The sequence below is a fragment of the Cognatundibacterium squillarum genome (assembly GCF_014652435.1).
GTDB classification, from domain to species: Bacteria; Pseudomonadota; Gammaproteobacteria; order Burkholderiales; family Burkholderiaceae_D; genus Undibacterium; species Undibacterium squillarum.
The window spans coordinates 200,515-213,287 of the sequence record NZ_BMYU01000004.1 but is presented as its reverse complement, the minus strand read 5'-3'; the positions used below and the strand labels follow the sequence as shown (position 1 = coordinate 213,287).

Below are 12,773 nucleotides of genomic sequence, written 5' to 3'. Positions count from 1 at the left end.
TTCATATAAACACGCTAGCATTTTGCATCAGGTTTGCAAACAGGCAAAGAAAAAAGCCGGTCAGGAATGACCGGCTTTTTACGATTGCAGACGATGGCAGATTATTTTCCGGCGGCGATCGCCTGGTCGCGTATTGTCATCAGACTTGCCCCCGGGGTGATCAGATTGCCGTCATATTGCAATTCGATCAGCGCCGGTTTTTTGTGTTCGCGGGTGAATTCGACAGCACGGGCTAATGCCGGTCCGAATGCATCTGTTGTGGCGACGGTTTCGCCGTGCCCGCCGAAAGCACGGGCGAGTGCGGCAAAATCGGGATTCTGTAACTGCGTGCCTGAAACACGTGCCGGGAACTCACGTTCCTGATGCATGCGAATTGTGCCGTACATACCGTTGTTGAACACAATCACAATAACACCGGCCTGGTATTGTGCTGCCGTCGCCAGTTCTTGTCCGTTCATCAGGAATTCTCCATCGCCCGCAAAAGTGACGACCGTGCGTTCGGGGGCGATGATTTTTGCTGCAACACCGGAAGGCACGCTGTAGCCCATTGCACCGGAAGTCGGCGCGAGCTGCGTGCGGAAGCCACCGTAACGGAAGTAGCGATGTGCCCAGGTCGCATAGTTTCCTGCGCCGTTGGTGACGATTGTGTCTGCCGGTAATTGCTTTTGCAGCTCCTGAACCATTTGCCATAAATTTAATGGTGCATTTTCTTTGGCGAAAATGGCGGGTTCTGCCTGCCATGCGAGCAGTTCGGCCCGGGCTTCGTGCACGCTGTCAGCCCAGACAGGACTTTCCGAAATGACTGGCAGTGCGGCCAGGGCGGCCGCAATTTCCTGCATACCACTGTTGATCATCAGATCAGCCTGATAGACACGGCCCAGTTCCAGCGTGTCGCTGTGGATGTGAATCAGTTTTTGCTTAGGCACCGGTGCTTCCAGCAGCGTATAACCACTGGTTGTCATTTCACCAAGGCGCGGGCCAATGGCAATCACCAGATCTGATTCACGGATGCGTTGTGCCAGCTTAGGATTAATGCCGATACCGACATCACCGATATATTGCGGATCTGTATTGGGAACCAGATCCTGAAAGCGGAACGCGCAGGACAGAGGTAACTGCTGTTTGCGTGCGAAGGCCAGAATCTGTTCACAGGAGGTGGCATTCCAGCCACTGCCGCCAAGAATGACGACGGGTTTTCGGGCTGCAGCCAGCATAGTGCTGAACTGCGCGAGTTGTGACGGTGAAGCATGCGCCTGCACAGGCTGATAGCGACGGGTGTCACTGACGCTGACTTCCTGTACCAGCATATCTTCCGGTAAAGCCAGAACAACCGGGCCGGGCCGGCCGCTGGTCGCTATCTGGAAAGCACGGGCGACCATTTCTGGAACCCGGTCGGCACGATCGATCTGCGCTACCCATTTTGCCATCTGACCAAACATGCGGCGGTAATCGATTTCCTGAAAAGCTTCACGCTCAACAAAATCGTTACCGACCTGACCGATAAACACGATCATCGGTGTTGAATCCTGATACGCAGTATGGATGCCAATCGATGCATTGGTTGCGCCCGGGCCTCGGGTGACAAAGCAAATGCCGGGTTTGCCGGTCATTTTTCCGTAGGCATCTGCCATAAACGCGGCACCGCCTTCCTGACGGTTAATAATGAACCGGATATCACTGTCATGTAATGCATCCAGAACCGCGAGATAACTTTCACCGGGAACACCAAATGCTGTTTCAACGCCGTGAATGCGCAAGGCATCCACGATCAACTGGCCACCAGAGCGGATAGTCTCCATTGTATTTTTTATCGTGTTGTTAAAGAAAACGGTAAGCTACCAGAAAGCTCGCTTGATGTGGAAATGATTCCTAATATTGTGTCTGGAAAAAGTATCTGCACGGAATCGCTGTTGTTTTGTTTTTGCGCCTGCCAGCCGGTAAAAAATTCTGAATCGGAAGAGTTATTTGCCTGCTGAGGCGAAAACGGCGCTGATCGGTTACAATAGCGCCCGAAGCAGGCCAGACAATCGCTGGTTGTTATAGCAATATAATAACGGGAGGAAGGTCCGGACTCCACAGAGCAGGGTGACGGCTAACGGCCGTACGCTGAAAGCCGCAAGGTATAAGGCGAGGAATAGGGCCACAGAGACGAGCGTATTCAGTTACGGTGAAACGCGGTAACCTCCACCCGGAGCAATTTCAAATAGGCACGCATTGATGTGGCTCGCGGAGCGTGCGGGTAGAAAGCTTGAGCACTGGAGCAATCCAGCGCCTAGAGGAATGATTGTCATAGCCTGAGTGATCAGGCCGTAACAGAATCCGGCCTACCGGCCTGCTTTATTTCACACCCCATCCACCAGCCAGATTCATGAGTTATCTAGCATGAAAGATCGTTGGCTTCATTTCGCGATGTCCCCGGTGCTGGCACTATCTTACAGAACTCATCCATGTAGTTGATGTGTTGGGCTGTTGTTATTAGAACTCATTCCATCAATATCCGCGCTATGAGACAAGCCCTTCGGGAACGGAGGTGCTGGGCGCATTGCTTTCTTGCCTCGCTTGCACAGACATCAGTCTGTGCTGCTGAGTGCAGCCTTCCGCAATGATGAGGAAGTCGCTTCGCAGGTGGATTGCTGTGCAATCCAGTTTTCCTGCTACGCCGCCGCGCCCTGCATCCCGGCACCTCACGTTCGCACTCGTGGCTATTGATGAAATGAGTTCTACACATTTGCAGGACCAAATCCATTTAATTACCGTACCTGACTGACTATGATGCAGTCATCAGTGGAGTTCTTTGATGATTTTCATAGTTTGGTGTGAAGGTGGCGGTTATCTTAGAGTTTCTGGTGATAAACTTGCGCCGCTTTATTAAGTCCCGGGCTGAACTGCAGACGGGCAGGCTTCAACTGATCTGAAAGAGTCGTTATGAGCACACAACCGTCTCAACGCAATGTTCCCCTTATTGCCTTTGTGGGCTGCATAGTGTTGATACTGGTCGTTATTATTGTGCAAAGCTGGTGGTCCGTGCGTGAAGACAGGGACAGAACGCTTGCTGAAGCGCGCCAGAATAGTGATTTTGCGGTTCGCATTCTTGAAGAACATGCCAGCAGAGCGTTCAGTGACTCTGTCAAAGCAATCTCGATGGTGAGTGCGGCCTTAAACAATGATCCTGACCATAGTTTGAGTGGCGAAGCAGTAAGTCAGTTACTGCGATCAACAGCGCTTCATTCACAATTCCTTACCTCCGTCAGTATTTACGATTCCTATGGACTGATTCGTCAGACAAGTCGTGCCTACGATGTTTGGCAGGATGCACAAACTGCCAGCAGGCAAGTCCGTGATTTGCAAAAAGTCCCTTCATCTGAACAACTGGTTATTGGTCGGCCTCTGCAGATTAAAGATAATGGTGAATGGGTATTGCCGGTCGCCAGGAATGTCTTCAGCAGTTCAGGGCAACTGATAGGCATTGTGCAGGCCGATGTTCGCCTCGCCTATTTTCTCGAATTTTACGAAATATTATCCAGAGGTAACCGGGGCGTAATTTCGCTGCACGACTTTCAGGGGCAGTTGCTTGCCAGAGCACCATTTGATCAGAGTATCGAATTGCTGCCGGTGACAGAGCAGCTTCTGTTGCGAACTATTTCTGGCGATCAGCAGGATGGTAGTCTGATAGCAGCGGACATTCTGGGAGGTGATGCAGAATTGCTTTACGCGTTCCGCAAAGTGTCGGGCATCCCTGTGACCCTTGTGTTTTCACGCAATGTTGAAAGTATTTTGCAGGAATGGCGCGAGCGTATGCAGCAGAAGGTCCTGTTCACTGGTACAACGCTGCTGTTTATTTTTACATTGGCAATCATCTTGCTGATTCAGCTAAAACGGTTGCGGGAGTCGCGCGGACGTTTTGAAGCAAGTGAAAGCCGGTATCGCTTGTTATTTGCCGGGGCACAGGATGCTATCTTGCTAATCAACCGGAATTATGAGTATGTCGATTGCAATCCGGCAGCAGTTGAATTGCTTGGCGTAAAAGATGCGAGTTATGTGTTAGGGCGTCAGGCCGGAGACTTTTCGGACGCGCATCAGAATATTGCAAGCGAAGCATTGACTAACAGCAAACAATTGGTCAGAAAATATGTTGACCTTGCTTTTAGCGGAGAAGTGCAGCGACTCGAATGGGTGATGCAAAGACATGGTAGCCCTTGCTACATTGAAATTACTCTGAGCAGAGTAGAAATTAATAACGAGCCTTTGGTGTTCTGTGTTGAACGTGACGTCAGTGTCAGAAAAAAATCGGAGCAACTGTTGGAGGGGCAAAATAGACTGCTTCAGATGATCGGTGCAAATCAGGATCCAATCGAGATTCTGAACGCCGTATGCGATTTTATGCACTCGGTTCGTGGACGCTGGACGGTTGGGATTCAGTTACTCAGCGAAGATCAACGCACGTTTGTAGCAGGTATCGGTGGGCGCTTTCCGGAACTCATTCATGATCAACTGAAAGATTTGCCTGTTACTCATGGTAACGGCTTGTGGAGCGACGCTGTAATGCATGCGAGTCCGGTTCATGCAAAAAATTTGCCGAAAGATAGTTCTATGCAGTTTGTGAATCATCTGGAGCAGCTCGCTGTGTATCGTGAGGCGTTCTCCTGGCCTCTGATGGATAAATACGGTCAGGTCTTAGGGTGTTTCACCCTCTTATTGCGTGAAGCTGTACTAATCAATGAAGAAGACCACAGCTTTATTATGTCTATGATAGAAATTGCGATCATTGCAATTGAAGCCCGACGCTCTGAACGGAAAATTCTTCGCCTTGCACATTATGATGAACTGACCGGGTTGCCGAATCGCTTTTTGTATAACCAACACCTCAGTAAGGCACTTTCGCTGGCTGAAAGAAATCACACTCAACTGGCTGTACTTTTTCTTGATCTGGATCGTTTTAAGAATATCAATGATACCTTCGGTCATGACGAGGGAGATAAGGTGCTCAGAGATGTCGCTGCCCGTTTTACAAATGCTTTGAGAGAGTCCGATATTGTCGCCCGCATTGGTGGCGACGAATTCATTTTGCTGATTGATCAGTTCATTGATCCTAGTGATTTAGGAAATATTGCAGACAAGCTGCTATTCGAAGCATCGCAACCTTTTGAGATTGACGGGCAGGAGTGTCAGTTAAGCGCTTCAATCGGCATTGCAACTTTTCCAACGGATGGAAAAGATGCGCAAACACTCTTAAAAAACGCTGATATCGCAATGTATCGCGCAAAAAACAAAGGAAAGGATAATTACCAGTTCTATGCCTCGGAAATGAATGTTCATACCGTTGAGAAACTCGCTTTTGAGGCCCGTTTGCGGAAGGCGCTCGAGCGTCGTGAATTTGTTGTGTATTACCAGCCTAAGTTATCCGTTGCCACCGGAAGAATTGTTGGTGCGGAAGCCCTGGTTCGCTGGAATCACCCGGAGCGGGGCATATTGTTCCCGAATGATTTTATCAGCCTTGCAGAGGAGGCTGGTCTGATCTCGAGGCTGGGTATGCTGGTGTTAGATGTTGCGTGTAAAGATGTTCTCAGTTTCCGGCAAGTTGATGCCGGATTCGGTCGTGTAGCCATTAATTTGTCAGCCTCGCAATTTAATGAATATCAACTACTGGATGAGGTCCGCGGCGTTACAGAATTCTGGCGTGTACCTTCAAATGCACTGGAATTTGAAATAACGGAGAGCATGGTGATGCATAACCGTGATCAGGCCATCGTGTTGATGGATGCCTTTAAGAAGGAGGGGTTCAGCTTATCGATTGACGATTTCGGAACAGGTTATTCTTCTCTCGCTTATCTGAAACGCTTTCCTGTGGATAGTGTCAAAGTCGACCGATCCTTTATTAAAGATATCCCTGAAGATCCGAATGATACGGCGATTGCACATACGATTGTTGCTATGGCACATACCCTCGGGTTAAAAGTGATTGCAGAGGGAGTGGACTCTGCAACTCAATTGCAAACATTGCAAAATTTCAAATGTGATGAATATCAGGGATATTATTTCAGCAGAGCAATTCCAGCTAAAGATTTTATTGCCTTATTGCAACAGCAGGTTTCACTCTGATAGCTGAAAATTTTCTCATCCCCACCTGACGAATCCCGCATCGTCAATCCGTTCGATTTCAGACCTGTATTTCATGCCTTTCTCAAATCTCAGGCGACTTCTTCAATTTGTCGTCTAAGTCCTTCATTTATCTGATATTTCTTCTTCATGTCTTTGTTGTTGCGAACCTAAGTCATTGACTTCATTAAAGATTTTGTTGAAGCATCAGGGTAATGCGCTTGACCGGAAGGCAACCATCCACTAAAGTGGGCGTTAGTGTGAAAAAGTGTAATTTTGTGGGATAAATTCCCTTAATTCCTATATCTTCACCTGTATCTTCCCCCGGTTTTTATTTCCACTAAAAAGGTCACAGCGTGTTTCAGGGTCCATCCGCAATCAGTCTCGATGCGAAAGGCAGGATGTCTGTTCCTGCGCGTCATCGCGACGCCCTGATTGGTCAGTTTGATGGCAAGCTTACGCTTACCCGTCATCCTGATGGCTGTCTGTTGCTGTTTCCTCGCCCTGTCTGGGAATCTCACCGCGAGCAGATTGCGGCCTGGCCTATTCAGGCTCGCGACTGGAAACGAATTTTTCTGGGAAATGCGTTCGATGTGGATATGGATACCGCGGGTCGCATTCTCATTGCACCTGAGTTGCGTAATGCTGTTGCTATTCAGCGCGACATTATGATGCTCGGCATGGGAAGTCATTTTGAAATCTGGGATGCAGGCAGGCTGGCTGAAAATGAAGCTAACGCAAAAGCCGCCGGTGCACCGGATGTGTTACATAACTTTTCTTTCTGATCGCAGCCAATGATGAATCAGCAAGCGACAGAATTCGCACATAAGACCGTTTTGCTGGATGCAGCGGTTGATGGTCTTAATCTGACTGGTGACCGAATTCACGGCACTTATATCGATGGAACCTTCGGACGCGGCGGTCATAGTCGCCTTATCCTCAATCAGTTATCCGATCGAGGACGCCTGATCGCGTTTGATAAGGATCCACAGGCAATCGCCTGTGCAAATCAGATTCAGGATCCGAGATTTACAATTATTCATGACAGTTTTGCTTCGGTACATTCTTCGCTGAGTGAACTTGGAATCACTCGTGTGGACGGCATTTTGCTGGATCTCGGAATTTCTTCGCCGCAAGTCGATGATGCGGGAAGAGGGTTTAGTTTCAGATCAGATGGTCCGCTTGACATGCGGATGGACACTACGCGTGGTATTTCAGCAGCGGATTGGCTGGCAACTGAAAGCGAAGAAAAAATCAGGGAGGTAATTAAGGAATATGGGGAAGAACGGTTTGCTTTTCAGATTGCAAAGGCGATTATTGCTTGCCGCCAGGTCGAGCCCATTACCAGAACCAGGCAGCTGGCACAAATCGTTGCAAACGCCGTCAAAACTCGCGAGAAGGGTAAGGACCCTGCAACCCGTACCTTTCAGGCTATACGGATTTACATCAATCAGGAGCTCGAAGATCTCAAAACCGGACTAACTTCCGGTCTGACATTGCTTGGTCATGAGGGTAGATTTTCGATCATCAGTTTTCATTCGCTGGAAGACCGCATCGTCAAGCAGTTTTTTGCTTCAAATTCCACCGTGATTCAGCCGGATCGCCGGTTACCTATTCGCGCGATTGATCTGCCACAGCCGCCATTGAAGCTGATTGAGCGTATTAAGCCTTCGGATGCTGAAGTGTCGGCAAATCCGCGTGCACGCTCAGCCATTTTGCGCATTTCGGAGCGAACGCAGGGGGAACTGAGATGACAAAGATTAATATCGCTCTTGGTTTGTCACTGATCGTTTGCGCTTTATTGCTGATTAACTCCCAGTATCAGGCTCGTCGGCTCTTTTTTGAGCTGGAGCGCGAGCAGGGCTTGAGCAAGCAATACGAAACAGAATGGACGCAGTTGCGATTAGATCAATCAATTTACGGGAAAACATCCCGTATTGAGTCTGTCGCGCGTACCGAGCTGAATATGGTACCGGTAACACCGGATCGTACGCAGTTCCTGAAAGCGGCGGAAATCAAATGAAGCGACAAGGCGCAGTTTCGCGAAAAGCGGCGTCACGTGGCGTTGCTTATTCCTCCAGTCCGGTTCTTGAGGTGAAGTTGCCATCCTGGCGTTCACGACTGGTTTTGTTTTTCCTGTTTATCGCTTTCATTGCATTAATTTCACGCGCGTTGTTTTTGCAGGTGAAAAGTACCGACTTTTTACAAAAGCAAGGTGAAAACCGTTATGCGAGAACAATGGAGCTTCCCGCAACTCGCGGAAAGATTACTGACCGGAATGGTCAGGTGCTTGCTTCATCAATTCCGGTAAAGGCGATCTGGGCAATCCCTGAAGATGTGCAGGACACGCCCAAAGAGAAGCTTCGCCAACTCGCGTCGTTGCTTGGTATTTCTGATGCTGATCTTGCGAAAAAACTTAACTCTGATAAGACATTTGTCTATCTGAAACGTCAAGTTGAAATCGATACGGCAGACAAGATTATGGCACTGGGTATTCCTGGTGTGGATACTCGCAAGGAGTACAAGCGCTATTACCCCGAAGGTGAGGTGATGGCCCACGTCGTTGGCTTTACGAATGTCGAAGATATTGGTCAGGAAGGCATGGAGCTTGGCGCAGAAAAAAATCTCGCCGGGAAGAATGGCAGCCGCCGCGTAATTAAAGATCGTCTGGGGCGAATTGTTGAAGATATCCGGGCAATCAGAGAGCCGCATAATGGCAAAGATCTGACGCTTTCGATCGACAGCAAAATTCAGTACATCGCGTATACCCATTTAAAAGAAGCTGTAGAGAAACATAAAGCAAAAGCCGGTGGTGCAGTTGTCATTGATGCGCAAACTGGTGAAGTGCTGGCACTGGTGAACTTACCGACTTATAACCCGAACGAACGTGGCGGGCTTACCGGTGCGCAATTACGTAACCGGGTTCTCACAGACACGTTTGAGCCAGGTTCGACGATGAAGCCGATTTCAGTTGCCTGGGCGCTGGAAACCGGGCGTGTTACGCCTGATACCGTATTTCAAACTGCGCCAGGCATTATGACAATCGGACCTGCTGTAATCCATGATGCCCATAAAGAGGGGGCACTTACAGTGGCGCAAGTCATTCAGAAATCATCGAATATCGGCACTGCAAAGATGGCACTACAAATGTCGCCGAAAGAAATGTGGGAGTTGTATACGACGGTCGGATTTGGTCAGCAACCGAAACTCGGATTTCCAGGTGCGGTTGCAGGGAGATTGCGAAATTACAAAAACTGGCGTCCGATTGAACAGGCGACTATGAGTTACGGGCATGGTATTTCCGTATCACTGATACAAATGGCGCGTGCGTACACGATTTTTGCCCGTGATGGTGATTTGATCCCTGTCACGTTTGAAAAAACAGATCACCTCGTTAAAGGGCAGCGTGTTATTTCAGATAAAACCGCTCAGCAAATGCGCCTGATGATGGAATCTGTGACTCAACCCGGCGGCACTGCAACTCAGGCACGTATTCCGGGCTATCGCGTTGCAGGAAAAACCGGGACAGCGCATAAGCTTGAGGGCGGGCGCTATGTAAATAAGTATGTAGCGGACTTTGTCGGATTTGCACCAGTTTCTAAGCCTCGCGTTATTGTCGCGGTAATGATTGATGAGCCAACGGTAGGTGGGCATTACGGTGGCGTCGTGGCTGCACCGGTATTTGCCGCAATTACAGCAAATGTTTTGCGTTCACTGAATGTAACGCCTGACTCTTCAGTCACCAGCATTATTCCGGACACAAATGCAGTTCAGGAGAGTATGTGATGATCCATTCTGATTTGCGTATAGAAGATTTGATTTCAAAGTTAAGAGCTATTGCACCAGAGGCTGATTTAACGGCGGATTCCAGAAAAATTTGCTCTGGCGATATTTTCTTCGCTATGAAAACGCATGCCGGAGACGGACGAAATTATATTCAACAGGCGATTGAGAACGGTGCTGCGGCAATTGTACAGGAGGAAAATACTGAGGCTACTGCTGTTATCAGTTCTGTTCCTGTGATTCAGATCGCCAGTCTAGACAAAGTTTGCGGAAAAATAGCTGCCTGTTGGTATGAAATCCCGGATTCCGAAATGACTGTTGTGGCAGTTACCGGAACCAATGGCAAGACGTCAACTACGCAATGGATCGCAAAGGCAATGTCAATGCTGAAAACGGACTGCGCCGTAATTGGTACATTGGGTAATGGCATCTGGAGTCATGGACAATTAAGTGAAATGCAGGAAACAGGCTTCACTACACCTGATGCCATTCAGTTGCAACGTTCTTTGAATATGCTGAAGCATGCCGGAGCAAAGGCGCTTGCAATAGAAGCGTCATCGATTGGAATTCATCAGGGGCGCCTGGGTGGTCTCGATATCAGTACTGCCGTGTTTACCAACCTGACCCGTGATCATCTGGATTATCACGGTACGATGGATGCATATGCTGACGCCAAACGCAGCCTTTTCGAAACCAAGGAATTGCGCCTGGCCGTTTTGAATGTGGATGACGTTTATGGTGTTGAATTCTCAAAAACATTAAGAGACAAGCGACCGGACTTGTCGTTAATCGGATATTCAGTGGATGGCCCTGCTGAGTCGGACTTTCCATTGCTGCGTGCTACACACTTAAAGACCGGACACAGTGGAACCAGCTTTCATCTGGAGTCGCCGTTTGGTAACGCTCTGGTGCGGACTCAGTTGGTCGGACGCTTCAATGTCAGTAATGTACTGGCTGTCATGGCTGTTTTGCTTGGAAACGGACACAGTTTCGTCAAGGTAGTTTCCATTATCGAAAAACTGACGCCGGTTCCCGGTCGAATGCAGTTACTTGGCACGGCTGGACATGCAATGGTTATCATTGACTATGCGCATACTCCTGATGCGCTGGAAAAAACAATTGACTCATTGTTGCCAATTGCAGATGAGCGACAAGGAAAACTCTGGTGTTTATTCGGATGCGGAGGCGATCGTGATCCCGGAAAACGGCCGCAAATGGGGCGAATTTCCCAGAAAGCACATCAGGTAGTTGTAACCAGTGACAATCCCCGGACAGAAAGTCCGTCATCGATTATTCACGATATTTTGGCTGGGATGTCCGTTCAGCCGCATGTAATTGAAGACCGCGCAAGTGCCATTCTGTATGCGATCAAGCATGCACAGGATAAAGATGTGATTTTGCTTGCAGGGAAGGGGCATGAAACCTACCAGGATATTAACGGAAAAAAATGGCCGTTTTCGGATCAGGAGCATGCATCACTGGCATTAGCAACAGTCGCAACCAGTATGAAGAGGAACGCATGATCGCAGGAAATTTACTGGCACTGGCGACAGAAATTACTGACGCTACCTGTATCGGAGATGTCAACTTCACAGGTGTGACGACCGACAGCCGAAACGTTCAGGCAGGACAATTATTTGTCGCGATACGTGGGGAGCAGTTTGACGGTCATCACTTCTTACAGCAGGCGATAGATCAGGGCGCTGCAGCCGTCGTTGCCGATACGTTGCCTGCAGATTGGACTGCTCCCGCATTGCAAGTGCCTGATACCCGGATGGCTCTGGCAAAAATAGCCGGCTTCTGGCGTCGTCAGTTTGTGCTGCCTGTCATTGGTGTTACTGGAAGTAATGGAAAAACGACAGTTAAAGAAATGATTGCATCCGTACTTGCGAGCAATTTTGGCGAGGCCAACAGACTTGCGACGTCCGGGAATTTGAATAATGAGATTGGCGTTCCACTGACGGTGATGCAATTGAATGCGTCTCATGCAGCAGCAGTAATTGAAATGGGAATGAATCATCCCGGAGAAATCGCTCAACTTGCGATCGCTGCTGAGCCGAATATCGCATTAGTCAACAATGCCCAGCGGGAACACCAGGAATTTATGCACACGGTTGAGGCCGTAGCACGGGAAAATGGCTCAGTAATCAGTAGTCTGCCGTCAAGCGGAACAGCTATTTTTCCTGCAGATGACATATTTTCGCCTTTGTGGCGCGAATTGGCGGGCGCAAAGAAAGTGATTTCATTTGGCTTCAGTGATGATGCAACTGTTACTGCGAAATATGAGCCGGTTCAATCCGGAAATATGATTGAACTGCGCGCATTCGGTGGATGTGCATCCTTCAAATTAAATGCAAGTGGTGTTCACAACGTGCGAAATGCCATGGCTGCAGCAGCATGTTGCTTAGCAGCCGGATTGACTCTGACGCAAATTGCAGAGGGGCTTGCCTTGTTTTCTCCGGTAAAAGGACGGCTGCAAACGCATTTGTCTGGCGGCGGTTTAACTGTGATTGACGACACGTATAACGCAAATCCAGACTCAGTGCGCGCCGCAATAGACGTTTTGCGACATTATCCTGACAGTCTGCTGATTTTAGGAGATATGGGTGAAGTGGGGGATAAAGGTGATGCCTTCCATTTTGAGGTCGGTCAGTATGCGCGTGAGGCAGGTATCAAGCGCGTGTTTCTGCTGGGAGATCTGGTAAAGCATACCGCTGAGGGTTTTGGTGAGGATGCGCGGTCTTTTTCATCGCTGAATGAACTACAAGCTGCACTTGACGCGAATATACAAAACGGAATGACTGTACTTGTTAAAGGGTCCCGCTTTATGAAAATGGAGCGAGTCGTTCAGTATTTGCTGACCGCATAATACGAATTTGATTTAAATAACGATA

At 48.8% G+C, this 12,773-nt stretch carries 8 protein-coding genes and 1 other RNA gene; 8 read left to right on the top strand and 1 reads right to left on the bottom strand.

Annotated elements, in window-relative coordinates; translation table 11 throughout:
* Window positions 1-101: 101 nt before the first annotated feature.
* On the bottom strand, window positions 102-1,799 hold the full coding sequence (locus IE092_RS10020) for a thiamine pyrophosphate-binding protein (protein ID WP_189357031.1): 1,698 nt from the start codon (window positions 1,797-1,799) through the stop codon (window positions 102-104).
* Between the two features lie 212 nt (window positions 1,800-2,011).
* Here IE092_RS10020 and rnpB point away from each other — a divergent pair.
* From rnpB to IE092_RS09980, 8 genes are all read left to right on the top strand, one after another.
* Window positions 2,012-2,343, top strand: an RNA gene (gene rnpB / locus IE092_RS10015) — RNase P RNA component class A.
* A gap of 582 nt (window positions 2,344-2,925) precedes the next feature.
* Window positions 2,926-6,099: an EAL domain-containing protein gene (locus tag IE092_RS10010; protein WP_189357030.1), complete on the top strand. Its 3,174-nt coding sequence runs from the start codon at window positions 2,926-2,928 to the stop codon at window positions 6,097-6,099.
* 353 nt (window positions 6,100-6,452) lie between these two features.
* On the top strand, window positions 6,453-6,881 hold the full coding sequence (gene mraZ / locus IE092_RS10005; RefSeq protein WP_189357029.1) for a division/cell wall cluster transcriptional repressor MraZ: 429 nt from the start codon (window positions 6,453-6,455) through the stop codon (window positions 6,879-6,881).
* A 9-nt stretch (window positions 6,882-6,890) separates the two neighbouring features.
* Window positions 6,891-7,850, top strand: a complete 960-nt coding sequence (gene rsmH, locus IE092_RS10000) for a 16S rRNA (cytosine(1402)-N(4))-methyltransferase RsmH (RefSeq protein ID WP_373295329.1) — start codon at window positions 6,891-6,893, stop codon at window positions 7,848-7,850.
* Window positions 7,847-8,119, top strand: a complete 273-nt coding sequence (gene ftsL, locus IE092_RS09995) for a cell division protein FtsL (RefSeq protein ID WP_189357028.1) — start codon at window positions 7,847-7,849, stop codon at window positions 8,117-8,119. The genes rsmH and ftsL overlap by 4 nt, the downstream gene beginning before the upstream one ends.
* A complete protein-coding gene (locus IE092_RS09990) occupies window positions 8,116-9,882 on the top strand; it encodes a peptidoglycan D,D-transpeptidase FtsI family protein (protein ID WP_189357027.1) in 1,767 nt (588 codons plus the stop codon). Before ftsL ends, IE092_RS09990 begins: the two co-directional genes overlap by 4 nt.
* On the top strand, window positions 9,882-11,402 hold the full coding sequence (locus IE092_RS09985; protein WP_189357026.1) for a UDP-N-acetylmuramoyl-L-alanyl-D-glutamate--2,6-diaminopimelate ligase: 1,521 nt from the start codon (window positions 9,882-9,884) through the stop codon (window positions 11,400-11,402). Before IE092_RS09990 ends, IE092_RS09985 begins: the two co-directional genes overlap by 1 nt.
* On the top strand, window positions 11,399-12,748 hold the full coding sequence (locus tag IE092_RS09980; protein ID WP_189357025.1) for a UDP-N-acetylmuramoyl-tripeptide--D-alanyl-D-alanine ligase: 1,350 nt from the start codon (window positions 11,399-11,401) through the stop codon (window positions 12,746-12,748). The genes IE092_RS09985 and IE092_RS09980 overlap by 4 nt, the downstream gene beginning before the upstream one ends.
* Window positions 12,749-12,773: the final 25 nt, after the last annotated feature.

Bases quoted from the DNA above. Each gene is read 5' to 3' on its own strand.
- IE092_RS09990 (WP_189357027.1), top strand. From the start codon at position 8,116: ATGAAGCGACAAGGCGCAGTTTCGCGAAAAGCGGCGTCACGTGGCGTT.
- IE092_RS09980 (WP_189357025.1), top strand. From the start codon at position 11,399: ATGATCGCAGGAAATTTACTGGCACTGGCGACAGAAATTACTGACGCT.
- rsmH (WP_373295329.1), top strand. From the start codon at position 6,891: ATGATGAATCAGCAAGCGACAGAATTCGCACATAAGACCGTTTTGCTG.
- IE092_RS10020 (WP_189357031.1), bottom strand. From the start codon at position 1,799: ATGGAGACTATCCGCTCTGGTGGCCAGTTGATCGTGGATGCCTTGCGC.
- IE092_RS09985 (WP_189357026.1), top strand. From the start codon at position 9,882: ATGATCCATTCTGATTTGCGTATAGAAGATTTGATTTCAAAGTTAAGA.
- IE092_RS10010 (WP_189357030.1), top strand. From the start codon at position 2,926: ATGAGCACACAACCGTCTCAACGCAATGTTCCCCTTATTGCCTTTGTG.
- ftsL (WP_189357028.1), top strand. From the start codon at position 7,847: ATGACAAAGATTAATATCGCTCTTGGTTTGTCACTGATCGTTTGCGCT.